Origin of the sequence: Salegentibacter flavus, from assembly GCF_900115145.1 — a bacterium.
Lineage (GTDB): Bacteria > Bacteroidota > Bacteroidia > Flavobacteriales > Flavobacteriaceae > Salegentibacter > Salegentibacter flavus.
In genome coordinates this window covers 171674-197297 of record NZ_FOVL01000002.1, presented here as the reverse complement: position 1 = coordinate 197297, position 25624 = coordinate 171674, and the positions used below count along the sequence as shown (strand labels likewise).

Annotated in this window: 22 protein-coding genes; 16 read left to right on the top strand and 6 right to left on the bottom strand. The window is 40.1% G+C overall.

The genetic code is table 11. The features are described 5' to 3' along the window. Positions 1-57: 57 nt before the first annotated feature. The 3 genes from recG (at position 58) to pheT (ending at position 5984) form a co-directional block, all read left to right on the top strand. A complete protein-coding gene (gene recG, locus BM266_RS03130; protein ID WP_093405726.1) occupies positions 58-2157 on the top strand; it encodes an ATP-dependent DNA helicase RecG in 2100 nt (699 codons plus the stop codon). A 342-nt stretch (positions 2158-2499) separates the two neighbouring features. Then, on the top strand, positions 2500-3420 hold the full coding sequence (locus BM266_RS03125; RefSeq protein WP_139220584.1) for a hypothetical protein: 921 nt from the start codon (positions 2500-2502) through the stop codon (positions 3418-3420). A 137-nt stretch (positions 3421-3557) separates the two neighbouring features. Continuing rightward, positions 3558-5984 carry a phenylalanine--tRNA ligase subunit beta gene (gene pheT / locus BM266_RS03120; protein ID WP_093405721.1) on the top strand — a complete coding sequence of 809 codons (2427 nt, stop codon included), beginning with the start codon at positions 3558-3560 and terminating at the stop codon, positions 5982-5984. A 74-nt stretch (positions 5985-6058) separates the two neighbouring features. Here pheT and BM266_RS03115 read toward each other — a convergent pair whose 3' ends face one another. Then, entirely contained in the window at positions 6059-6637 is a 579-nt protein-coding gene (locus BM266_RS03115; RefSeq protein WP_093405929.1) for a DUF4136 domain-containing protein, read from the bottom strand. Between the two features lie 169 nt (positions 6638-6806). On the opposite strand from BM266_RS03115, the gene BM266_RS03110 reads away from it, so the two are divergent. The 3 genes from BM266_RS03110 to BM266_RS03100 all read left to right on the top strand — a co-directional run bounded on the left by BM266_RS03110 (position 6807) and on the right by BM266_RS03100 (position 8042). Then, the gene (locus tag BM266_RS03110; protein WP_093405718.1) at positions 6807-7529 is read left to right on the top strand and encodes a hypothetical protein; all 723 of its coding nucleotides are present in this window, start codon (positions 6807-6809) and stop codon (positions 7527-7529) included. 77 nt (positions 7530-7606) lie between these two features. Further along, complete coding sequence (locus BM266_RS03105) at positions 7607-7855, top strand: putative signal transducing protein (RefSeq protein ID WP_093405716.1); 249 nt, start codon at positions 7607-7609, stop codon at positions 7853-7855. Next, positions 7845-8042 carry a hypothetical protein gene (locus BM266_RS03100; protein ID WP_093405713.1) on the top strand — a complete coding sequence of 66 codons (198 nt, stop codon included), beginning with the start codon at positions 7845-7847 and terminating at the stop codon, positions 8040-8042. The genes BM266_RS03105 and BM266_RS03100 overlap by 11 nt, the downstream gene beginning before the upstream one ends. Positions 8043-8196: 154 nt before the next feature. Here BM266_RS03100 and BM266_RS03095 read toward each other — a convergent pair whose 3' ends face one another. Then, a complete protein-coding gene (locus BM266_RS03095) occupies positions 8197-9207 on the bottom strand; it encodes a 3-oxoacyl-ACP synthase III family protein (protein WP_093405711.1) in 1011 nt (336 codons plus the stop codon). Between the two features lie 141 nt (positions 9208-9348). On the opposite strand from BM266_RS03095, the gene BM266_RS03090 reads away from it, so the two are divergent. Next, a complete protein-coding gene (locus tag BM266_RS03090) occupies positions 9349-11805 on the top strand; it encodes a S9 family peptidase (protein ID WP_093405708.1) in 2457 nt (818 codons plus the stop codon). Between the two features lie 175 nt (positions 11806-11980). On the opposite strand, the gene BM266_RS03085 is transcribed toward BM266_RS03090, so the two are convergent. Together BM266_RS03085 and BM266_RS03080 are read right to left on the bottom strand one after the other, a co-directional pair. Then, complete coding sequence (locus tag BM266_RS03085) at positions 11981-13291, bottom strand: ABC1 kinase family protein (protein WP_093405706.1); 1311 nt, start codon at positions 13289-13291, stop codon at positions 11981-11983. Next, positions 13292-13963, bottom strand: a complete 672-nt coding sequence (locus BM266_RS03080) for a TetR family transcriptional regulator C-terminal domain-containing protein (protein WP_093405703.1) — start codon at positions 13961-13963, stop codon at positions 13292-13294. It abuts the gene before it with no gap. A 220-nt stretch (positions 13964-14183) separates the two neighbouring features. Here BM266_RS03080 and htpG point away from each other — a divergent pair, with 220 nt between their 5' ends. Continuing rightward, entirely contained in the window at positions 14184-16073 is a 1890-nt protein-coding gene (htpG, locus tag BM266_RS03075; RefSeq protein ID WP_093405701.1) for a molecular chaperone HtpG, read from the top strand. 75 nt (positions 16074-16148) lie between these two features. On the opposite strand, the gene BM266_RS03070 is transcribed toward htpG, so the two are convergent. Continuing rightward, positions 16149-18359: a tetratricopeptide repeat-containing hybrid sensor histidine kinase/response regulator gene (locus tag BM266_RS03070; RefSeq protein ID WP_245760374.1), complete on the bottom strand. Its 2211-nt coding sequence runs from the start codon at positions 18357-18359 to the stop codon at positions 16149-16151. 143 nt (positions 18360-18502) lie between these two features. On the opposite strand from BM266_RS03070, the gene BM266_RS03065 reads away from it, so the two are divergent. Continuing rightward, complete coding sequence (locus BM266_RS03065; protein WP_093405924.1) at positions 18503-18862, top strand: DoxX family protein; 360 nt, start codon at positions 18503-18505, stop codon at positions 18860-18862. A 2-nt stretch (positions 18863-18864) separates the two neighbouring features. Beyond that, the gene (locus BM266_RS03060; RefSeq protein WP_093405698.1) at positions 18865-19449 is read left to right on the top strand and encodes an alpha-ketoglutarate-dependent dioxygenase AlkB family protein; all 585 of its coding nucleotides are present in this window, start codon (positions 18865-18867) and stop codon (positions 19447-19449) included. Between the two features lie 43 nt (positions 19450-19492). Here BM266_RS03060 and BM266_RS03055 read toward each other — a convergent pair whose 3' ends face one another. Continuing rightward, complete coding sequence (locus BM266_RS03055) at positions 19493-20272, bottom strand: S1/P1 nuclease (RefSeq protein WP_093405696.1); 780 nt, start codon at positions 20270-20272, stop codon at positions 19493-19495. Between the two features lie 125 nt (positions 20273-20397). On the opposite strand from BM266_RS03055, the gene BM266_RS03050 reads away from it, so the two are divergent. The 6 genes from BM266_RS03050 (at position 20398) to BM266_RS03025 (ending at position 25448) form a co-directional block, all read left to right on the top strand. Continuing rightward, positions 20398-21258 (top strand): SPFH domain-containing protein, encoded by an 861-nt coding sequence (locus BM266_RS03050; RefSeq protein ID WP_093405693.1) that lies wholly within the window; start codon positions 20398-20400, stop codon positions 21256-21258. A 38-nt stretch (positions 21259-21296) separates the two neighbouring features. Further along, entirely contained in the window at positions 21297-22238 is a 942-nt protein-coding gene (locus BM266_RS03045) for an alpha/beta hydrolase family protein (protein WP_093405691.1), read from the top strand. 4 nt (positions 22239-22242) lie between these two features. Beyond that, complete coding sequence (locus BM266_RS03040) at positions 22243-22404, top strand: type II toxin-antitoxin system antitoxin (protein WP_093405921.1); 162 nt, start codon at positions 22243-22245, stop codon at positions 22402-22404. A 53-nt stretch (positions 22405-22457) separates the two neighbouring features. After that, the gene (locus BM266_RS03035; RefSeq protein WP_093405688.1) at positions 22458-23267 is read left to right on the top strand and encodes an HAD family hydrolase; all 810 of its coding nucleotides are present in this window, start codon (positions 22458-22460) and stop codon (positions 23265-23267) included. 114 nt (positions 23268-23381) lie between these two features. Then, positions 23382-24644 (top strand): DUF819 family protein, encoded by a 1263-nt coding sequence (locus BM266_RS03030; protein ID WP_093405686.1) that lies wholly within the window; start codon positions 23382-23384, stop codon positions 24642-24644. A gap of 51 nt (positions 24645-24695) precedes the next feature. Further along, complete coding sequence (locus BM266_RS03025; RefSeq protein WP_093405683.1) at positions 24696-25448, top strand: DUF4369 domain-containing protein; 753 nt, start codon at positions 24696-24698, stop codon at positions 25446-25448. Positions 25449-25624: the final 176 nt, after the last annotated feature.

The window sequence follows — 25624 nt, the reverse complement described above, 5'->3', positions numbered from 1 at the left end:
GTATAATTTTTTAAGAAAATCAAAGCTTAAAAAACTGATTTTAATATCTTCGTTTCCATGAATGCCAATTTGCTCCAAACTCCCATAGACTACCTAAAAGGTGTTGGCCCTAGCCGGGCGAAGGTCCTGAAAACGGAATTAGGCATTCAAACCTATGGCGACCTGCTCAACTTCTTTCCGAACCGGTATTTAGATAAAACCCGTTTTTATAAGATCAATGAGTTGCAGCGTAATTCTGCAGACGTTCAGATTGTTGGTAAGATCACGCATATTAAAAGTGTGGAACAAAAACGAGGGAAACGCCTTGTAGCCGATTTTGTGGACAGTACCGGAAAGATGGAACTGGTTTGGTTTCGGGGTCAAAAGTGGATAAGAGAAAATCTTAAAATCAACACTCCATATGTGATTTTTGGAAAAACCAATTGGTTCAACGGGGTTTTTAGTATGCCACACCCCGAAATGGAACTGGTTGAAGATTACAAAAAACAACTGCGCACCGCGATGCAGCCTGTTTATCCTTCAACCGAAAAACTTGCCAAAGCAGGAATTTCGAACCGGGTAATCAATAAGATCACGCAGCAACTTTTTCTGGAAGCCAAGGGCAGATTCTTTGAAAGCCTATCAGAAGAAATTTTACAGGAATTTAAACTCATTTCTAAATCTGAAGCGCTTTTTAATATCCATTTTCCCAAAAGTCAGGAGCTTCTTGCAAAGGCACAATTCCGTTTAAAATTTGAAGAACTTTTTTACATACAGCTGCAACTCATCCGAAAAAATTTGCTTCACAAAAAGAAGATCAAGGGATATGTCTTTGAAAAAGTGGGAGAGAATTTCACCAACTTTTATAACGAGCATTTACCCTTCGATTTAACCGGAGCACAAAAGCGAGTGATCAAAGAAATAAGGAATGATTTAGGCAGCGGCGCACAGATGAATCGGCTTTTGCAAGGCGATGTAGGCTCCGGGAAGACGATAGTAGCGCTAATGTCAATGTTTATAGCACTTGACAACGACTTTCAGGCCTGTTTAATGGCCCCTACTGAAATTTTGTCAGTACAGCACTATAATGGATTAATTGATTTATGTAAAGAATTAAACACCAGTATAGAAATACTCACCGGTTCAACTAAAACTTCAAAAAGAAGGGAGATTCACGAGAAACTGGAAAATGGGGAAATAGACATCTTAATCGGGACTCATGCCTTACTGGAAGACAAGGTTCAATTTAAGAATTTAGGCCTGGCGGTAATTGATGAACAGCATCGCTTTGGAGTTGCCCAGAGGGCGAGATTATGGAAGAAGAACGACCTCCCACCTCACATTCTGGTGATGACCGCCACCCCTATTCCAAGAACCCTTGCGATGAGTCTTTATGGTGACCTGGATATCTCGGTGATCGATGAACTTCCGCCCGGAAGGAAACCAATTAAAACTGTACATCGGTATGATGCCAACCGCTTAAAAGTATTTGCTTTTATAAGAGAGGAAATCAAAAAAGGCAGACAGGTATATATCGTTTATCCATTGATTCAGGAATCGGAGACTATGGATTATAAAGACCTGATGGATGGCTACGAAAGTATTGCCCGGGAGTTTCCCGAATTCCAGATTTCCATAGTTCACGGACAAATGAAAGCGGAAGCCAAAGATTATGAGATGGACCGTTTTGTGAGCGGAGAAACACAAATTATGGTGGCCACCACCGTAATAGAGGTTGGCGTGAACGTTCCCAATGCCAGTGTAATGATTATTGAAAGCGCCGAACGCTTTGGTCTATCACAGCTGCACCAACTTCGCGGCAGGGTGGGTCGTGGCGCCGAACAGAGTTTTTGCATCCTGATGACCGGCCACAAACTATCGGAAGACAGTAAAACCCGATTACAAACCATGACCACCACCAACGATGGGTTCGAGATCGCTGAAGTAGATCTAAAACTCCGTGGCCCCGGGGACCTTATGGGTACCCAACAAAGCGGGGTACTAAATCTTCAAATTGCCGATATCGTTAAAGACAACGACATTCTTAAAACTGCAAGGCATCTCGCCATCAAGGTTTTAAAAGAAGACCCTAATCTTCAGCTAGAAAAAAACAAGGTGCTCCACCACACTTTCGCCCAGATTTCCAGAAAGAAAACGATCTGGAATTACATTAGTTAACGTAGCTCATCGCAAATTTCATCTATATCATCGAAAAAATAATAAGGAATCTAATGTAACCTTCTAACTTTCCATAGGTTAATCTTAAAGCGAGCCATTTCTTCTATAGTTATAACCTAAAACCAGCTGCGGGGTTTCCCTTATTTTTCCCCTCCTAAATGACAGGCTTTTGGTTTATTCGGTTGAATGCTGAAGTATCCAGAAGCCCCTATTACAAAGGCTTCTTACCATTCGCGACAACATTAAAAATAGATTTGTGTCGCATTTACACCTGTTAGTAGCGATCCTAAATAGCTGAGATAATTCGTAAATTTATTAGGTTAATTATTAAATCTAGGAGTTATGAAGACAAGATTATTGATGTTAACCGGAATCTTTTTTATGAGTCTGGTTACGAGCGCAATTGCACAGGATGAGAAGGAGAAAAACTCTATTGGAGAGGCCGTCTTTGAAGAATACCAGAAAAATGGCATCGATGCAGCCCTTACCCATTATGAGAAATTAAAAAAGGAGGAAAAAGAAAACTACAACTGGGATGAATGGGAATTAAACAACATTGGCTACAAGCTTATGCTCGAAGAAAAAGACATGCCCGCCGCAGAAAAAATTTTTAAATATAATATGAAAGAATATCCTGAAGCAGCCAATCCTAACGATTCCTATGCCGATTACCTCATTGAAAAAGGGGAAACTGAAGAGGCAAAAAAGTATTTAAAAAAATCTATTGAGATAGCTCAAAAAAGTTCCAGCGAAGACGAAAAAACCCGGATTCTTGCCGGTTCGAAGGCTAAACTCTCGAAACTGGAGAACAAACACCGCCAACTCGAATTCTTAACCGGAGAATGGGTTATGGAACAAACCAATTACCGGGATGGGAATGCTATAGATGTTCCCAGCAGTACTCAAAGTATAACCTATCTGCCAGGCGATGCTGTTTTACGCATCAAACATACAAATGCACAGAACAATCCCTGCTGCGAACGCATTATTGCCTATGATGCGATGGACGACCAGTTTGAAATGGCCTATGTAAATGCTACAACTCCCATCGGCATCGAAATTTCAAAATTAGATATTAAAAACATTGGAGAAAACAAGGTGGAGATGATGGAGGAATACATCCAGAACAATGAAAAAAGAATGGCTCGTCACGAGATAACCCGTAATGGAAATGACAATATTGAATGGGATGTGTATCTTCAAAAAGAGGATAGTAAAGAATGGGAGAAAGTGAACCAAATGAGGTTTAAAAGAAAAGCCTAACCCCGAAATATTAGCCCATTTCCGAAAAGAGAAGCTTTCCGCTTCTCTTTTTAATTTGTAATTAGGTCAAAATTAAAATTTCAAATTATGCCAAAACCGTTCGTAATACTATCTTTGCTGCCTGAAAAAACAATTCGATGAAGATTTCATACAACTGGTTAAAGCAATTTATCAAACTCCCTGAAAAGCCAGAGGAGACAGGAGAATTACTTACCGACCTTGGCCTGGAGGTGGAAGGCATTCAGGAATTTCAAAGTATAAAAGGGGGATTGCAGGGCATTGTGGTAGGACACGTACTTAGTTGCGAAGACCACCCCAACGCAGATAAATTAAAGCTTACCAATGTTTCTCTTGGTAGTGGGGAACAGGTACAGATCGTATGTGGCGCCCCAAATATCGCTACAGGGCAGAAAGTCCCGGTTGCGACTATCGGCACAACCCTCTACGATGAAAAAGGTGCAGCCTGGCCAATAAAGAAGGGAAAAATACGTGGTGAAGCCAGCTTTGGAATGATATGTTCTGAAAAAGAACTTGGATTAAGTGAAGATCACCAGGGGATCATGGTTATGAAAGATGATCTTGAACCTGGAAAACCCGTAGCTGAAATTTTTGAAGTTGAAAATGACCAGGTTTTTGAAATAGGTTTAACCCCTAACCGCGCCGATGCGATGAGCCACTGGGGCGTAGCCCGGGACCTGAAAGCCGGTTATCAACAACAGGGTAAATCTTTAGAACTTATCACCCCATCGGTGAGCAGTTTTCACGTAGACAGCCGCAGCCTGAAAATTCCGATTAGTGTGGAAGATTCTAACCTGGCGCCAAGATATTGCGGAGTGACTATTTCAGATATTAAAGTTGAAAGCTCTCCCAAATGGCTTCAGAACAGGCTTAAGGCAATTGGGATCACCCCAAAAAATAATGTGGTAGATGCCACCAATTACGTAATGCACGAACTGGGCCAGCCATTACACGCATTTGATGCAGGAAAGATAGCCGGAAACCAGATCAACGTAAAAACCTTAAAAACAGGCACCAAATTCATCACTTTAGACGAAGTTGAGCGTGAACTGCACGAAGAAGACCTAATGATCTGCGATGCCGAAAAACCACTCTGTATTGCAGGAGTTTTTGGCGGAATCACCAGCGGAGTTACAGAAAGCACTACCACGATATTTCTGGAAAGCGCTTACTTCAATCCGGTTAGCATCAGAAAAACAGCCAAAAGACACGGCTTAAATACCGATGCTTCTTTTAGATTTGAACGTGGTATTGATATCAATTCCGTAGAATATGCGCTTAAAAGAGCCGTGCTTCTAATAACAGAGATCGCAGGTGGGGAAGTTACCAGTGACATAGACGACCTCTATTTCAAGAAAATTGAAGACTTCCAGGTCTTCCTGACCTTTGAAAAGGTAAATAAGCTCATTGGCGAAAACCTGGAAGAAGAAACTATAAAATCTATCCTGGCAAGTCTTGAAATTCGTGTGAATAATGTTACCGAGACCGGAATGGGCCTAACTATTCCCTCCTATCGCGTAGATGTAATGCGTGAAGCCGATGTGATCGAGGAGATTCTGCGGGTTTATGGTTATAACAACATTAAATTCAGCGATAAGCTAAATGCATCTGTAGCTATTTCTTCTAAATTTGAAGACTATAAGCTACAAAACCTCATCTCGAATCAATTGGTGGGACAGGGTTTTTACGAGAGTATGGCCAATTCGCTAACCACTCCTGCATATACCAAACTTAGTGAACAAATCAAGGAAGAAAATAATGTAGAAATGCTGAATCCGCTTAGCCATGACCTATCGGTTATGCGACAGTCTATGCTGTTTTCGGCACTTGAAGCCGCCAGCTATAATATTAATCGAAAGCGTAACAGTCTGAAATTATTCGAATTCGGAAAAACTTATCACAGCTTCGTAAGCGGTAGAACCGAGACAAAACACCTCGCGCTTACCGTAACCGGAAACAGGCAAGCAGAGAACTGGAATATTACTCCCGGAAAAGGCAATTTTTTCTATCTGAAAGGGATCATTATGGCCGTCCTGGACCGGCTTGGCGTAAGCAACAGTAAATCCTCAGCAACAAAAAACGATTTGTTTTCTGAAGGTCTCGCGATGAGCTCTAAAAAAGCGAAGCTTGTGGAATTTGGTGTAGTAAAAAGATCTGTTCTGAAACATTTTGATATTCAACAGGAGGTGCTTTTTGCCGATTTTAACTGGAAAGCTTTAATTGAGGAGGCCACTGCACAAAGAAAGAAATTTAATCCTATTCCTAAATATCCTGCTGTAAGACGTGATTTCGCGCTTCTGCTGGACGAATCGGTTTCTTACGAGGAGATTGAGAATATCGCTCTGCAAACCGGTAAAAAAATACTTAAAGAAGTAAATCTCTTTGATGTATACCAGGGCAGTAACCTACCGGAAGGTAAAAAGAGTTATGCGGTGAGTTTTCTGTTCCAGGACGAGAACAAAACCTTAACCGATAAACAGGTAGATAAGATGATGAGCAAACTTCAGCAAAGATTTGAAAGCGATCTAAAAGCTGAATTGAGATAACAAAAACTTATCCTAATAAAAAATCCGTGGTTTTAATAAAGACCACGGATTTTTTGTTTTTAAAAGCTTAAGAATTAAGGGAATTTCTTGAAAATATCATCTACATAATTTCTTATATCCCTATCCATACGGCGTGTCCCGATTTCCTCTTCGGAAGTGGCCCGCCAGATAATTTCCTTATTTCTTCGATTAATAAAATCTATCACAATACTTCGCTCCCGATACGGCAGCTGCTTTACACTGTTCCCGGTTAAACGCTGAATGGTATAATAATCTTCATATACGTAATCTTCAACATAAGGCCCGATATAAAGTCCCGGGCGATAATAGCTATAATTGGTATACACGGGATTCGCATTTACATCGGCCTTTTCGTCAAACATAGTATGCACATAAATTAGTACATCGGGTTGACGCTTATCGAGAATATAGCCTTCGTCCTTCATATTTGCATTAATGGTAGAAACAATGACGTCATTTATCCTTTCATTATCATAAGCCCGACTCATAATGGTGTCATTGTTAGGCAAAAATGCGTAGGAGTTATAATTTCTTAAAGTTTTTGCTTCATCTGTTAGTCTACTCCCCGAGCCACAAGCTACTAGCAATAGAACGGAGATTATCCCCAGAACGGTGATCTGTAATTTTTTCATAGATTTTTCTTTTTTGAATAAATTCAATATAGTCTGAAAGCCTTAACTCCAAAAGGATTTCCAGCTCTTTTAATATTATTTAACAGAGCAATTTCTGCTTTAACTTTTAATTATCTATTGTTTTCTACAAATTATTTATTTTTAGATTTATTCTAAAGAGAAAGAGAAGATGTTGAAAATACCGCGTACAGATATTGAAATTCAGCTTCAAAAAGTAAGAGACCGAAGAACTGCCGAGAGTAATATCGTGGCCCAGGTTAAGGATATTTTCGAACAGGAAGTTCGGAAAGACCAACAAATCCAGAAGACGCTTAGCCAGGGAAGCGGTGATCAAATAAACACTTTTAATTTTGAACTTCTGGAAAGCGGGAGAATATTTCATCTCTCTGATATTGAAAAGATCTGCATAGATTATCGTCTCAGGTTTTTAGACTCCAGCTTTTTTAAAGCTGAAATTCCCATTGAAGCGATTTCAGAAATAAAGAAACTTGAAAAACAACATCATACCAGCCTGAAGGGATTTAGGATCATTGCTCCTTCTAAATTATTGAAGCTTGACAATGCCGATGATCCTCTGCTTTTCGCACCTATGGGAAATGATTATTTCTACCTGGTCCATAAATGGGGAAATGATCTTCATCCACTGCGCAAACTACTCATGTGGCCATTTAAGTATATGGAAAATTTTGTTTTGGTCCTTTTGATCTGCAGCTTTCTTCTTGCTCTAATGGTTCCAGATGGATTATTCTCCCCAAAACAAACAACCACCCAGTTTTTTATAATTTTCTTTTTTATTTTTAAATGGATTGCCGGCCTGTGTATTTTCTATGGAGTGAAATTCGGTAAAAATTTCAATTCGGCTATCTGGCAAAGCCGGTATTACAACGCTTAGAACGTTAAACTCTGTATAAAACCTATGGCGTAAGCAGTAGAATTCGTATTTTGGTTAGTAACAAAAACCAATCAACCATGAGTAATGAAGAAAGCTATGAACGGGTCTATACAGGATCTGAACCCAATGTCCAATATCTGCAGGAAATCTTTGACAAATCCGGTATTTCTTCACGGGTTAGGAACGATTTTGATTCGGGCCTTAGAGCGGGCTTCGGGGGCGGGCTCCCCGGCCAGGTACAGCTTTTTGTAATCAAAAGCCATTATGACGAAGCCTTGAAAATCGCAAAAACAACCTTTCCGAAAGATTATACCGATGACGAATAATGAGCAACCAACTACCAAACGAAATATATGGAACCTGATTCTGGGAATCGCTTTTACCGGTTATGGTTCCTATAGATTATATTATCACATGAACAGCGTAGAAACAGACACCTTTGGTCTAGTCCTGGCCATAGCATTTGTGGGCTTGGGGATTTACGACTTGTATAAATATTTTGCAGTAAAGTAAAGTTCTCCGGCGCAAGCCCACGGAGCATTACAATTGAACATGTTTTCAAACTTTACAACATTTACTACCGAGGCAAGCCCCGGGATATTTTACCTTCCTATAATAAAGAAAGCCGGAATCACCGGCTTCCTTTATTATATCATAGGGTGTGATTTTACCAGCTAATAACAGCACTGGCCCAGGTGAAACCGCTCCCAAAAGCAGCGAGCACCACCACATCTTCATCTTTGATCTTGCCTTTTTCCCAGGCTTCAGTTAAAGCAATTGGAATAGAGGCTGCGGTGGTATTTCCATATTTCTGGATGTTGTTATAAACCTGCTCATCACTGAGCTTGAATTTATGCTGAATAAATTGAGAGATACGTAAATTCGCCTGATGAGGAATAAGCATATCAATATCCTTAACGTCCAAGCCATTCGCGTTAAGTCCTTCCATAATAACTTCAGAAAAACGCTGTACTGCATGTTTGAAAACAAATTGTCCGTTCATATATGGATAATATGGAATATCGTCTCCCTGCGGATTTTCAGCAATAATCTCAGGCACCCAGTGCATTGTACTTGGCCCCTCAAGCGAAAGTTCCTTTGCGTGTTTCCCTTCAGAATGTAAATGGGTAGACAGGATTCCTTCCCCGTTGTGATCACTTCGGGTAAGCACGGCAGCTCCCGCTCCATCTCCAAAAATCACTGAAACCGAACGTCCACGGTTAGTGAAGTCTAAACCACCACTATGATTTTCACTTCCAATAACAAGTACATTCTTATACATTCCGGTTTTGATAAACTGGTCTGCAACCGATAGTGCATACACAAATCCACTACACTGATTCCTAACATCTAAGGCAGGACAGGTGTTTATATCCAGCATTTCCTGCACTTGTACCCCACAGCCAGGGAAATAATAATCCGGACTAAGAGTAGCAAAAACGATAAGGTCTATATCGTCTTTGGAGATTTCTGCTCTTTCCAGGGCGATCTTTGCCGCTTTCACCCCCATAATGGCGGTAGTATTGCCATCACCTTTTTTAATGTGATGGCGTTCTTTAATACCTGTTCTCTCCTGAATCCACTCATCGCTGGTATCCATAAGTTTTGCGAGATCATCATTGGTGACTACATTTTCTGGCACGTAACTTCCCAAACCGGCTATTTTAGATTGAAACATAATTTAAACTTTAGTATATTTAGAATCTATCATTATTAAAAATTAAGCATTTCATAAAATATGAACCAGCAAGATAGCAAAGATTAATAATCCTTAATCCATGGCAGCTTAATTATTTATTCATCAAAAAAGACATAAATAATGAAAAAAATTATTTTGAGTATTTTTAGTTTTTTCCTTGTTCTGGGAAGTCTCCAGGCACAGGAAAACCTTACCTACCAAAAACCTCCACAGGAAATCCTGGAATTGGTAGATGTCCCTCTCGCACCAAACACTATTATAGATAGCAAGGGAGAAATGATGGTCTTTTTATACCGCGACCAATACAAATCTATTGCTGAACTCAGCGAAGAGGAATTACGTCTTGGCGGATTAAGGATCAATCCTGTAACTAACATTAATAGCCGTGCTACCTATTACAATAACCTGGAAGTAAAAGCTATTGATGAGGAGAAACCCCGACAAATTTCAGGTTTACCGGAGGCCCCACGGCTCACTAATGTTTCCTGGTCGCCCGATGAATCAAAGATCGCCTTCACCCATACCACAAATACAGGCGTGGAACTCTGGGTTGCCGATCTCGAAACAGCTTCAGCAAAAAAACTAACCGAGGCTAATCTTAACGCAAATATGCGGGATGTGGTTAGTTGGTTCAGGGATAATTCAGCAATTTTGGTGAAAATACTGCCTGAGGATCGTAAACCCTTAATCGATACTGAAACTGCTGTTCCAACAGGACCTACCGTTTCGGTGAGCGATGGAAAAGAAGCTCAAAACCGAACCTACCAGGATCTTTTAAAAAATCCAAACGATGAATATAATTTCGAACAACTTGCCCGGTCTGAACTTGTAAAAGTAAACTTAGATGGTAGCAGTCAGAAATGGATGGATGCCAGAATGTATAACAGCATTAATTTTTCTCCAAATGGTGATTATGTAATGGTTTCTCATATCAAAAAACCTTTTTCCTATCTGGTACCTTATTATAGATTTCCTTCGGAAACCACTATTTATGACGCTGAAGGAAATCTGGTAAATAAAGTGAATGACGAACCTCTCCTCGAAGACCTTCCAAAGGGATTTATGGCTACTCAAACCGGAAAAAGAAATTTACAATGGCGCAACGATAAACCTTCAACCTTAATGTATGTAGAAGCCCTTGATGAGGGAGACCCTGAAAACGAAGCAGACTTTCGTGATGAGGTGTTTACCTTAGAAGCTCCATTTAAGGGTGAAGGAAAATCCGTTTTAAAAACCAAAGATCGCTTCAGCGGAATCACGTGGGGAACAGATGAAATGGCCATTGCCAATGATTATTGGTGGAATAACAGAAATACCCGCACTTATGTTTTCAATCCTGCAGATCCTTCAGAAGAACCAGAAGTGATTTTCGACCGAAATTATCAGGACCGCTACAGCGATCCGGGAAGATTTGTGACCACTAAAAATGATTGGGGTCAGGATGTACTGAAACTGGATGATGAACACGCATTTTTGCTGGGCGCAGGATATACAGAAGATGGCCAATACCCTTTTGCCGATAAGATCAACCTGGAAAACGGACAAACCGAGCGCCTCTATCAGTCTGAATACAACGATAAAAAAGAAAGCCTGGTAGAAGCCCTGGACATTGAAGACGGCAAAATCCTGGTTAGGATTGAATCTTCAGCAGAATATCCCAATTATTATATTAGGGACCTGAATTCAGGAGATCTTCACCAGATCACATCTTTTGAAAATCCGTTTAAGAGCCTGGAAGATGTTAGTAAAGAAGTTATCACTTATAAACGGGAAGACGGCCTGGAGCTTAATGGCACTCTATACCTTCCTGCCTACTATGACAAGGAAAATCCCGAGAAACTGCCTATGATCGTTTGGGCTTACCCAAGAGAATTTAAGGATAAAAATTCTGCTTCCCAGAATACCTCCAATGCCAACGATTTCACTTATCCTTACTATGGTTCCCCAATCTATTGGGTAAACCGGGGATATGTGGTACTGGATGATGCCAGTTTCCCTATTGTTGGAGAAGAGGAAGAAGAACCCAACGATACTTTCAGAGCGCAGTTGGTAGCAAATGGCAAAGCGGCGATAGATGCCGTAGATAAGCTGGGGTATATAGATCGTGAGCGTGTTGCTGTTGGCGGGCACAGCTATGGCGCGTTTATGACCGCCAATCTACTGTCTCACTCAAATCTTTTTGCTGCAGGAATTGCTCGCAGTGGAGCTTATAACAGGACCCTTACTCCATTTGGATTCCAAAGTGAAGAAAGGAACTACTGGGAAGCCCCGGAGGTTTATTACAATATGTCTCCCTTTATGCACGCTGATAAAATGAAGACTCCCCTACTCCTTATTCACGGGGAAGCCGATAACAATTCCGGTACTTACCCAATGCAAAGCGAACGATATTTCAATGCACTGAAAGGATTGGGCGCAACTGCAAGACTAGTAATGTTACCAAAAGAAAGCCACGGCTATAGTGCCAAAGAATCTGTTTTGCACGTTTTATGGGAACAGGACCAATGGTTGGAAAAATATGTAAAGAATAAAGACAAGAACACTATAGAAAATAAATCGGAAATGCTAAAAGACTAATTCCGAAATATTAGAAACTTATTTTTGGCTGCGAATTCCCCGATTCCAAATTGGCGAAATTCGCAGCTTTTTTATTCCTGAAAAGTAAGAGCTATAAATAACACTAAAAAGAAAGCCTGATCGCAATTGAAGCGATCAGGCTTTCTACAACCTAACCAATAAATAAAACCTACAATTATGACAGATAATCGTGGAACTTATTAATCTTTACTTTTGCTTTCAGGTCGTGAAGCAAATTGTATAACCCAAAAAACGTACGATTAATATAGAGGAAATGCTTGCTTCCCCGGTTACCGTTCATTTTTCTTAATTCGGTGTCTTTGCTGTATTTTTCGCTTAATTCGGTGATAGAGTTCCAGAAAGATTCATCGGCAAAATCAAAGGTTTCGGTATGAAATGGGCTGGTGAATAAATTCAGCATTTGATAGAACAATTCCGAAAAATATTCTACCTCTCTCGGAGAATCATCTTTTTTAAGAATCTCCAGTTCAAATAATTTGGCATTAAAGAATTCCGGATTATTGATATTTTCCTTTTTAGCGAGCTCAAAATACGGTACATAAAAATCTTCAGGCACCTGCTTGATACAACCAAAATCAATGGCTATAAGATTGGCATCTTCATCGATAAGAAAATTACCGGGATGCGGATCGGCATGCACGGCCTTCAGGCTGTGCATTTGGTACATATAGAAATCCCATAGGGTTTGCCCTACTTTGTTCGCCTTTTCCTGGTCATCATTTGTCTTCGCCCATTCACTAAGGTGAACACCGGTCATCCAGTCCATCGTAATGATGCGTTCGCTGGATAGTTCCTCGTAATATTTCGGGAATTTCAGATTAGGAATATGCATACAGGCTTCAGAAATCTCCTTGCTTTGCTGCACTTCCAGCAAATAGTCGGTTTCTTCGAGCAACTTCCCCTCTACTTCCTTAAAGTATTTTTCTGAATCTTTACCCTGAAGGTTGAACATCCTGGTCGCGATGGGTTTAACCATCGCGAGGTCGGAACTGATACTTTCTGCCACGCCGGGATATTGAATTTTCACAGCAAGTTTTTTCCCATCTTTTTCGGCGCGGTGTACCTGGCCAATACTGGCAGCGTTCACGCTCTGGCTTGTAAAAGTATCATAGAGTTCTTCAGGATATTTTCCATTGTATTTTTTAAAGGTTTTTCTTACTAATGGCGCTGAAAGCGGTGGCACACTAAACTGTGCAAGGCTGAATTTCTCGACATAGGCACCCGGCAACAAACTCTTTTCCATAGAAAGCATTTGAGCAACTTTCAGGGCACTACCTTTCAGGCTTTTCAAGCCATCATATATATCGTCGGCATTGCTTTGATCTAATTCCTCACGGGTAAGTTCAGAATTAAAGGCTTTTTTTCCGTAGTATTTAAGGTAGTTGCCACCAACCTTCACGCCGGTTGTCATCATTTTTGAAGTTCGGCCCAGCTTGCCTGTGGGTATTTTATCTATTGTCTTCATTTAGGCCATCTTTTCTTTCCAAAGGAATTTTCCAAAATCTATAACCCGTTCCAAAGGGATGTTATCGAAAACATCAAAAACGGTATTCACAGATTTTTCTATGGCCACATCGGTACTTTCGAATTTAGCCGAATTATCATCCATCCAGAAATTCAGCAAAAACATCAATTGAATCCAGGCCGCTTCAGAAAAAATAGCTTCTGACTGCTTAAGGACCTTTAAGTTTTTTGTCTCGTTCTCCTCGTTGATTAATTCCTGAGCAAAATGCTTCACCTGTTTTCTCAGTCCTTTTAGTTGCTCCAGGTTCTTCAGCTTACTTTCATACTGCCGTAGACTAAATAAAACAAAACTACGGTTAGCAGAGAGCATCTCGAAAAAGGTGTAATAGAAGGTGAGCATCTTTTCACGATTGGTGAATTCGTGATATTCGGGACTGGTTTCAAGCACTTTTAGAGTATGCTCGAAAAACCGCTCCCAGATTCCTTTTTGAAGACTTTCAAAACTTCCGAAGAAATTATAGAATTCATCTTCCTTTAGCTTATTGTCCTTGCAAAACCTGTAAACACTTTTTGGCGTTTTTTCATTTTCAAGGACATAGTCCATATAAAGAGCAATAAGCTTGTCACTGCTTAAGCTCTTTTTTGTGGTGGTATTTTTCTTTGTTGTACTCATAGCAAATTTTCTTTTTCAAAGATAAATTTTGTTTAATCTTAAATGCATAAAATTAAACAAATTGTTTGTTAAATATTTCGGAGAAATATTAGTAGCAATTTGTTAGACGGAAAAGGCATCCTTGAATTACAAATCCGCTGTCAGTTTGTCAGCGGAGTGTTAATGGTATTTTTTTTGACTAGTGAAGACCAAACAAGATTAATTAAAATTATAAGTATATATGGCAACCGGAAACATTAATGTATCTGTTGAGAATATTTTTCCGCTGATAAAGAAATTCCTTTACAGCGACCACGAAATCTTTTTACGGGAACTCATCTCCAACGCGACTGACGCAACTCTGAAATTAAAACATCTTACTGCTATTGGTGAAGCTGGCGGAGTAGAATATGGCAACCCCAGAATTGAAGTGAAGATCGATAAGGAAAACAAAACCCTTCACGTTATTGACCAGGGAGTGGGCATGACCAAAGAGGAAGTTGAGAAATACATCAACGAAGTAGCTTTTTCTGGCGCCGAGGAATTCCTTGAGAAATATAAGGATTCTGCCAAAGACAGCGGAATTATTGGACATTTTGGCCTTGGTTTCTACTCGGCATTTATGGTGGCCAATAAGGTGGAAATCCTCACAAAATCTTATAAAGACGAACCTGCAGCCCATTGGGTTTGTGAAGGTACTACGGAATTCACTCTTGAAGACGCCGACAAAAAAGAGCATGGAACAGAGATCATTCTTCATATCAATGAAGATGACAAGGAGTTTTTGGAAGAAGCCCGCATTCGTGAGTTGCTGACCAAGTATAATAAGTTTATGCCTATCCCAATCAAGTTTGGGACCAGGGAAGAAACTTTACCCCTTCCTGAAGATGCACCGGAAGACGCAAAACCGGAAACCAAAACCGTTGATGATATTATCAACAACCCAAATCCGGCCTGGACCAAGCAGCCTAACGAGCTGGAAGATAAAGATTATAAGGAATTCTATCGCGAATTGTACCCAATGCAGTTCGAAGAACCTTTATTTCACATTCACCTGAATGTAGATTATCCTTTTAACCTTACCGGAATCCTTTATTTCCCGAAATTAACCGGGAATATGGAGATCCAACGCGATAAAATTCAGTTGTATCAAAACCAGGTTTTCGTAACCGATAATGTAGAAGGTATCGTTCCGGAATTTTTAACGATGCTTCGCGGAGTTATTGATTCGCCCGATATTCCTTTGAACGTATCCCGTTCTTATTTGCAGGCAGATAGCAATGTAAAAAAGATCGCCAGTTATATCTCCAGAAAAGTAGCCGATAAACTGAAATCCCTTTTCAATAACAATCGTGAAGATTTTGAAAAGAAATGGAATGATATTAAGATCGTGATCGAATACGGAATGCTTTCCGAAGATAAGTTCTTTGAAAAAGCGCAGAAATTTGCCCTTTATCCAACAGTGGATAATAAGTACCTTACTTATGAAGAGTTAGAGGAGAAAATAAAAGACAACCAAACCGATAAAGATGGGAATATGGTTATCCTTTATGCCTCCAACCAGGATGCTCAACACAGCTACATTGAAGCTGCTAAGGCAAAAGGTTATGAGGTATTATTACTGGATTCACCAATTGTTCCTCACTTGCTTCAGAAACTGGAAAGCGAAAAAGAAAAGATCTCGTTTGTACGGGTTGATGCCGATAACGTAGATAACCTCATCAAAAAAGATGAAGAAAAGATCTCAAAACTTTCCGATGAAGAAAAAGAAAAGCTTAAAACCGATTTCGAAAGCGTTGTTCCAAAAGAGAAATATACCGTTCAGTTAGAAGCTATGGACAGCGATGCGGCTCCTCTTATCATCACTCAGCCTGAATTTATGAGAAGAATGAAAGAAATGCAGCAAACCGGTGGCGGCGGAATGTTTGGAATGGGTAATATGCCAGAGATGTACAACCTGGTGGTTAACACCAATCACCCACTTATCTCTGATATCCTTAACACCAAAACAGCCAAGAAACAGGAACGATTAATCAAACAATCCCTGGATTTGGCAAGGCTATCTCAAAACCTCTTAAAAGGAGAAGAACTTACCGCCTTTATCAAACGCAGTTTTGATATGGTTAAATAGTCATTTTCAGAATCACTATAATGTAAAAACAGGCTGTCTTTCGGACAGCCTGTTTTTACATTATATCGGCGCCCATTAAGGGTTTAATTCTTTTACCATCTCAACCCTAAGATTCCGGTAAACGATCTGGTAGAACTGCTGTACATCGTAAGGCTTTACAATAATATCATTCATCCCGGCTTCAAAGATTTTATTCCTTATCTCTTCAATTTCCACTGCGGTAAGGGCTAAGACCGGTACTTCTTTATCAAATTCACGGATCCTTCTGGTAGCTTCCAATCCACTAATTCCGGGCATGTTAATATCCATAAGTACAAGATTATAAGAATGGTCCCTTACTTTTTTAATAGCTTCTTCCCCACTGGCCGCCACCTCACAGGTAAAATTTTTCTTTTCAAGGATACGTTGAGTTACCACCTGGTTTATTCGGTTATCATCAACTATGAGTACATTTTTATGCCCATTAAAATCCTTTGATACTGTCTTTGTTTGACTGTCCTCAGAATTTGTGGAAGAACCTACTTCAAATGCAATGATAAAACTAAAGACCGAACCTTTACCCTCTTCACTCTCCAAATTAATTTTTGACCTAAATAGTTTAAGTAGTTTATTCACTATAGGCAGGCCGAGCCCGGTACCCTGGTAATTGTAATTAGAGCTTTTTAATTGGGCAAATTCTTCGAAAATAAGCTTTTGCTTGCTCTGCGGAATACCTATCCCATTGTCCTTAACCTCAAAACAGATCTCTGCCTTAGCATCTTCCAACTCTTCCAGCCATGCCGAAATATAAATATCGCCTCTTTCGGTAAACTTCATCGCATTTCCTACCAGATTCATCAGGATTTGAGATAATCTAACCGGATCACCTTTTAAGGTAGTTGGGATCTCCTCATCAATCTCGAAATGTATCTCATTATGATTTTGAAGTCGGGTAAATTCGAAACTGTTCACGATGCTTAACATCAGCTCCTCCAGATTAAAATTAATATGTTCCAGAGAAACCAGGTTCGATTCCATTTTGTTCATCTGTAGCACATCATTAATAAGGGCGAGGAGATAATCTGCTGAAAATTTCAGGGATCTAATATCATTATGATGTTTTTTCAGCCCTTTTTCTTCCAGTAACAAGGAGGTAATTCCCACCACCCCGTAAAGCGGAGTTCTTAACTCGTGGCTTACGGTAGAAAAAAATTGGGTTTTAAGCCTGGTAAGTCTTTCGGCATTTTCTTTGGCCTCCTGTAACTGCCGGTTTTTTGTCCGCAATTCATTAATAAGGTCTTTCCGATCCTGATTAATCTTATTCAGAATAAGTAAAATCAACATTAACACAAATGAGGAGATCACCATTACCATGACCTTCTCGTTGGACTTACTAATAATTTGTTCCTGAAAAACCTGCTCTTTTTTGGCCAGTTCAAGGTTTTTCTGGTATTCGCTTACATCAAATCTGGCGTTTGCAGCCTCAATCTGTTCCAGTTTTTCCTTTTCAAAAATTGTAGCATTATATTCTTCATGCCTGGAAAGGTTTAAATAGGCCTCCCGGTAACGTTCTTCTTCAAAAAGCATAGCGGCGTATTCCCTGGCTATTTCTGAAGCTGGCAGTAATAATGAATCTTCTTCTGCAAGTTTGAAGGCTTCAGTAAAATAGACCTCCGCGGAGTCTGGTTCAGAAATGGCCCGGTTATATCGCCCCAGCAACATATACAACTGCGAACGCACATAATTATCTTCTTTATCTTTTAGAACATCTACCGATTCCTTTAAATAAGGAAGAGCCTCGTGAGGTTTCTCCAGATCAAGGTAGGTCCAGGCGATATTTATTTTTGGTGCCAGTCCTTCCTGAGGCATTGCCGCTTCCTCGGCAAGGAGAATAACTTTTTCATACATCTCTATCCCCCTGTCTACAGTTTTGGGATTATCTGAATATATATTGCCAAGGTTATTATAGGCCCAGAGAATTAGGGTATCATTTTTAGTTTTTTGAGCGAATTCCAGGGCGTATTCATAATTTTTCTTTGCCCTAATCGTATCATCAAGTTCAGCATAAGCCCGGCCGAGGAAGTTATGTGCGTGATAATGATAATAATCGCTACCAAAATCTTTAGAGGCCTCCATAAGCTTTATAGCCTGGTCAATACCTTCCTGATAACTATATTTGTTAAAGAAACCCGCGGTTTGTTTAAGAAGCTTTTCCAGGCTGTCATGCCTCACTACTTTTTGTTCCTGTGCGTAGGAAAAGACCAGGCTGGCACAGAAAAACACAAGCAAAAGAAAGCTTTTTTTCAAAATAGCAGGTTTATTTAGAGTATTTAAGGCACCGGAAAATTAAGTGTTTTAACCCAAAATTCCAATACAGTTGTTAAAACTAACTTAAATTTTATTTATTTCCTTTCCAGCCAGTTAGTTTTATGAATAATCAAAATCTGTCTATGAGCTATCCCTGGCATTTGTACGCAATGGCCCTAATGTATATTTTTGCCGGCATTTTACATTTTCTCAAACCAAAAATGTATCAGAGAATAATGCCCCGTTACCTCCCAAAGCCCAAATTGCTTGTGTACCTAAGTGGATTGGCCGAAATAGCACTGGGCCTCGGACTCTTTTTCCCAACAACAAAAGATTTCGCTGTATATGGTTTAATTTTAATGTTGATAATATTCCTGAGCGTACATTTTTATATGCTTAGCTCAACCAAAGCCGGCGCTGGAATTCCTAAATGGGCTTTATGGTTAAGAATTCCTCTTCAGTTTTTTCTAATCTGGTGGGCCTGGTTCTATCTTAAATTCTAAAAATGAAAATTGAAGTTTTTGATTTAAAGAATGCCCAACTGAGGTACGTTCCCGATTTCTTTAATTCTGAAGAAGCAAATTTTTATTTTGAAAGATTACAGCAAGAAATCCCCTGGAAACAGGATAAGATCAAACTCTTCGGAAAAGAACATTTTCAGCCCCGCCTAAGTTCGTTTTTTGCTGAACAGGATGTTAACTATGCCTACTCGGGCCTTGAGCTAAAACCAAAAGATTTTTCAGAAGAAATCCTTCAGATAAAAAAAAGCGTGGAAAAATTCTCCCGACTTACATTTAATTCCTGTCTTGCCAACCTCTACCGCGACGGGCAGGATAGCATGGGGTGGCATTCTGATAATGAAAAGGAACTGGGCGAAAATCCTGTGATTGCTTCGGTTAGCTATGGTGCAGAAAGGATTTTCCACCTTAAAAATAAGATCGATAAAAACCTCAAAGAGAAAATCTCACTTGCTCATGGAAGCCTCCTATTAATGGAAGGAGCGACCCAGCACAACTGGAAACATCAGTTGCCTAAAACCAAAAAGAATATTGGTCCCCGCCTGAACCTTACCTTTAGAAAAATATACTAAAAAAGGCCGCCAACCGGCAGCCTTTCCTATTTCTAATCATTTCTTAACGGTAGATCTCGTTTAAAACCTTTGCTAAACGCACTCCCCCTTTCTGCAATTGCTCTCTAACTGTTGGAAACCATTTGTACATATATTCGTACCCGAGTTTTTCCCCAATTTCTACAGAATCGTATAAAACATTGGCCATCTCCCGGGATTCATATACCCAGTCTAGGAGTTGACCGCTTTCCATTTCCTTCAATTCTTCTCGCGTTAATTCCTTACGATTTTCGGCTAATTCGGAATAGCTCATCTGATAGGAATCAATCATCTGGCTGTCCCAGATGCGGTGAATGTTTGAGCCTTCATTAAACCATCTTACCTGAATGTCATTTCCGCCCTTATCGGCGCCGCGACCTACATGAAAGGGCTGATGCAAATCGCCCATAAAGTGAACCAGCATCTTAAGGTAAAACTGTTTGTCTTCACGCGATGCATTTTTATCCTTCAAGACTGCGATGCTCTTCTCAATAGCCTGTAGGAGATCACCAGCTTTATTTGCTTTCTCACGTACATATTCGTTGTCTTTAGGGTCTATATTTACGTAATGCCAGGGATTATATTTGCGGTAGGCGGGATCGCTTTTTATATCGTCAGCATAATTGGCCACAAAAGCCAGGCTTTGCCCTTCTAAAAGTTCTGCGATAGCCTTTTGGGCCTTTTTACTCAAATGTTTTTCTGCAATTTCTCCGGTGGTACGATGCCCGGTTTTGCCCCAGTCATTTCCAGCAAAACTAATGCTGGCATAAAATATCGCGCATAAAACTAAAATTGATTTCTTCATGAAGTATTTGATTTTGGGCAAAGATATACAAGCCTGTATTATTAATATGTTAATTCTTATCTATCATTAAATTTAATACTATATATTTATGATATCAATTTAATATCAATTAATTCAACCACACCATGACACAGGAAAAAGTTATTAAACCCTCCAACGGCTATATTATGCTGTTTGTTTTTTTTATTTTATTCATAGGAAGTATTGCAGCCTTTGTAATTCTTGAAAATGCCTGGTTTCTGGCAGTTATATTTATCCCCCTCTTTATACTCCCCGGGCTCATCCTGGTAAATCCAAACGGTTCCAGGGTTCTCCTCTTATTTGGTGATTACAAAGGTACCGTGAAAAAAAACGGACTTTTTTGGGTGAATCCTTTTTATACCAAAAAGAAAATTTCTCTACGTGCCAGGAATTTTGATAGTGAAAGATTAAAGGTAAACGACAAACTGGGTAACCCGGTGATGATTAGTACAATTCTGGTCTGGCGAGTGCGAGATACTTTCAAAGCCTCCTTTGATGTAGATAACTTTGAGAATTTTGTGGTTGTACAAACCGATGCTGCCGTGAGAAAACTCGCCAGCCTGTATCCTTATGATAATTTCGCCGATGAAGGTCTGGATGAAGATATCACCCTTCGCTCCAGTGTGAACGAAGTAAGTGAAGCCCTGGAAGGGGAACTGGAAGAACGCCTGGAAATCGCCGGGATAGAAGTTTTGGAAGCAAGGATCGGGTATCTTGCCTATGCCAACGAGATCGCCAGCGCAATGCTTAAACGCCAGCAGGCAACTGCAATTGTCGCAGCCAGACACAAGATCGTGGAAGGTGCGGTAAGTATGGTTGAAATGGCTTTGCAGCAGTTAAGTGAAAAAGAAGTGGTTGATCTTGATGCTGAACGTAGAGCTGCTATGGTAAGCAATTTGATGGTTATACTTTGTAGTGACAAAGATGCCACCCCTGTGGTAAATGCTGGAACCTTAAACCATTAAAATTAAATGCGATTTTAATAAAATACGACAATAGTCTTATGAAAGAGAAACTCTTCCTTTTACTACTAATATTCACCGCTAATTTAACAATAGCGCAAAGCAAAGCCTTTATAGAAACAGAGATAAGTATCAACAAATATATTGATGGCACCTTAACCAAACCTGCTGAGACTGAAGACTCACCCCTGGTGATTTTTATTCAGGGATCAGGACCTACCGACCGGAATGGAAATCAATCTATGATGAAGAGTGATTTTGCTAAAAAGATCGCTCACCAACTTGCAGAAGAAGAAATAGCCAGTTTCAGGTTTGACAAGCGAATCTTTAAAATGAATAAGTTAAAAATCAAAGAAGAAGATTTACGCTTTGAGGATTTTGTAGAGGATGTTCAATCGATAATTACCCATTTCAGCGAAGAAGAGGAATTCAGTAAAATCATTCTCGCTGGCCATAGTGAAGGCTCCTTGATAGGAATACTCGCAGCAAACGAAAAAACAGATGCTTTTATTTCTCTTGCCGGAGCCGGCCGAAGTATCGATGAGATCGTTGTAGAACAAATTGGGAAACAGGCGCCAGGATTAAAGGAGAATACGAGAGAATCTTTTGATGAATTGATCGAAAAAGGAAGTACAAGCAGCTACGAACCTGTTCTGGGATCTATTTTCCGACCAAGCGTGCAACCCTATATGCTTTCCTGGATAAAATATGATCCTGCTGAAGAAATTACAAAGCTTGAAATACCGGTAATTATAATTCAGGGAACGGCTGATATTCAGGTAGAAACTTCTGAAGCCAAAATATTACACGAGGCCGCTCCTAATTCAAAAATGGTGCTTCTCGAGAATATGAACCACGTTTTCAGGGAAATTAAAGGCAATGACGCTCTGGTAAACACTAAATCATATAACGAGCCTAAGCGTCCTTTACATCCTGATCTGATTCCGACTCTGGTGGAGTTCGCAAAGAACATTGATAAATAGAAGTATGGGTAATAAAAAAGCATTCGCGCTAAGGGTAGATGAAGAGATGTTGAAAGCCATCGAGAAATGGGCTGCTGATGAGTTTAGAAGCACCAACGGCCAGATTGAATGGATGCTAAATAAATCGTTAAAAGAGGCCAAAAGACATCCCAAAAACAAAAAATAGATTTATATCTTGCGCGCCAGGATAATAACTAAGATTCCATAAGTATATTTTCAATGCAATACAAAATCATCTTTTCCGATATTGATGGCACCTTACTAAACAGGGATCGTGTGCTTTCTCCATCAACTATCGATACCCTAAAACAAGTAAAGGAAAAACTTCCGGTAGTGCTTATTTCTGCAAGAATGCCCGCCGCCATGCGGCATCTTCAGCAGGATTTGGAAATAGAAGATCAGCCTATAATAAGCTATAACGGCGGACTTATCCTAATAAACGGAAAACCGGTGAGCTCAACCGAGATTCCTTTTGCCACCCTGGCAGGTCTTTCAGCATTTAATAAGGAAATTAACTGCCACCTAAGCCTTTATCATAATGATGAATGGTATGTACCACAACATGACCGCTGGGCGGCCAGGGAAGAAAATAATACCCGGGTTTCTCCGGAAATAAAACCCAATGCTGAAGTCCTTGTAAAATGGAAATCAGAAAACAAAAGCGCTCATAAGATAATGGCGATGGGTACCGAGGCGGAGATTGATGCCATCAGGGATTTTTTGCAGAAAGAATATCCGGACCAATTACATCTATACCGTTCCAAACCCACTTACCTCGAAATAGCCAATAAGGAAATCTCAAAATTTACGGCCATCCGGTATTTGCTGGACAACCACTTTAACCTAACTCCAAAGGACTGTATCGCATTTGGCGATAATTATAACGATGTTGAGATGATAAATGGTGTAGGAATGGGCGTTGCCGTTGCCAATGCCCGAAGGGAGGTTCTGGAAGTTGCCAATGTGGTCACCGATGCCGGAACAGAGGATGGTGTTGCCACTTCGCTTAAAAAACTATTCAAACTCTAAAACACCTTTTAAGAGCCAGAGCTGCATCCCATAATTTCTTCAAAAATGCTGGTTCAGCTTTTAAGGATAGTTTAAGAAAAATTGTATTTTGCCGGCCCTATATCAATTATTCTTATGGAAAATGCCCTTTTTACCAATGATGCCGTAGTCTTTGGACTTTTAATGATAGCCCTTGGATTTGTGTTTTACACTTCTTCCCAAAAAGAAGGTTTCTGGAAAAAATTCTATTCGGTAGTACCCGCGCTTTTAATGTGTTATCTACTCCCGGCTATTTTTAATTCTCTCGGGCTCATAGATGAACAATCCTCGCAACTTTATTTTGTAGCGAGCCGTTATCTTTTACCGGCTGCACTTGTCCTTATGACATTAAGCATCGATCTTAAGGCAATTTTCAACCTGGGCCCAAAAGCCCTTATTATGTTTTTTGCCGGAACCATAGGAATCGTAATAGGTGGACCTTTAGCTATTTTGCTTATTTCCACATTTTCTCCTGAAACCGTGGGCGGTGTTGGACCAGACGCGATCTGGAGAGGCCTTTCCACAATTGCAGGAAGCTGGATTGGCGGAGGAGCGAACCAGGCTGCCATGCTGGAGATCTACGAATATAATCCAGACCTCTACGGAGGGATGGTGCTGGTAGATATCGTGGTTGCTAACCTTTTGATGGCCGGCTTACTAATGGGAATTGGCAAAACCGATAAAATAGACCGCTGGTTAAAAGCCGATAACTCGGCAATAGAAGATCTTAAAAATAAAGTTTCCAACTACGCGGCCAGCGTAACCAGAAACCCTGTCTTGCCAGACTATATGATCATGTTGGCTCTGGCTTTTGGTGCTGTGGGTATCGCCCACTTTGGTGCCGATGAGATTTCAGCATATTTATCGGCGAATTTTGAAGTTTTTACCGATAAGAAAAGTGCGCTTTCTTCCTTTTCTTCCAGTTTTTTCTGGATGATCACGATTGCCACTGCAATTGGTATTGGTTTCTCTTTTACCCGGCTTAAAAGTTATGAAGGTGCCGGAGCAAGTAAACTGGGTAGTATTTTCATCTATATACTTGTAGCAACAATTGGGATGAAGATGGACCTTACCATGGTTTTTGATAATCCTGGCCTAATTGGCATTGGTCTGGTATGGATGTCTATTCACGTAATCGTTCTATTCTTAACGGCCAAGATCATAAAAGCTCCCTACTTTTTCCTTGCTGTAGGAAGCCAGGCGAACGTAGGAGGCGCGGCATCGGCCCCGGTTGTAGCTGCGGCCTTTCACCCATCACTTGCAACCGTAGGTGTATTACTCGCTGTGTTCGGTTATGTTGTTGGAACCTATGGCGCTATTCTCACTACTATTTTAATGCAAATCGCTGCAGGGAGTTAGTTTTAAACAGAAATTTATAAGATATTTGCGCTCCTAAATCATAAACTAAAAATGAAAAAATTAAGCCTTCTTTTATTGATCCTAATCGGGGTTTCGGCCTGTTCAACAAAGGAAAGTAACCTGGTGGTGAATACTAACATCAAAGGCCTGAAAAAGGGTACGGTATATCTCCAGAAGATAAAAGACACCCTGCTGGTGAATGTGGATTCCGTAGAGATAAATGGAAATTCGGAGTTCGTCCTTGAAGCCTATATCGAAAGCCCACAGATGATGTACCTCTCCCTGGACAAAGTAGATAATTCTGAATTTGATGATCGCCTGGATTTCTTTGCAGATAAAGGCGAAGTTAGTATCGTCACCAGTCTGGAAAAGTTTGAAGAGGATGCAAAAATTGTGGGCTCCCGAAATCAGGAAAAACTTATTGAATACCGAAAGATCCAGAAAAGGTTTAATGACAGCAACCTCGACCTTATCAAGGAAAGTTTTGAAGCTGAAAAAGATGGGGATGAGGATCGCTTAATGGAAATTGACGAGAAATACGAAAACCTGCTTAGGCGCAGATATCTCTATACAGTAAATTACGCAATTAATAATAAAGACTTGGAGATCGCTCCCTACCTTGCGCTTTCGGAAGTTTTTGATGCCAATATTAAATATCTGGATACTATTTACTCCTCCCTTGATAAGAATGTCCAGAAATCTTTCTACGGAAAAGAATTAAAGAACTTTCTCGAGGAAAGGCGGGAACAGGAAAAAAAGGAAGATGAAATAACCCAGGAAAATACAGAGTCCGAACAGGAATAAATTTTAAAAACATTCATTTCTTTAAACCTCCTCATTGCTGGGAGGTTTTTATTTTTCTACCAGGGAGTCAACAGTATCTGTCCTCCCCACATTAGTTTTGTTGATTTTTCTTGCTTTTTCCCAAAAAAACTTGATACTTGTCAGGATTTTGGATTAAACAAAAATAAAAAATCATT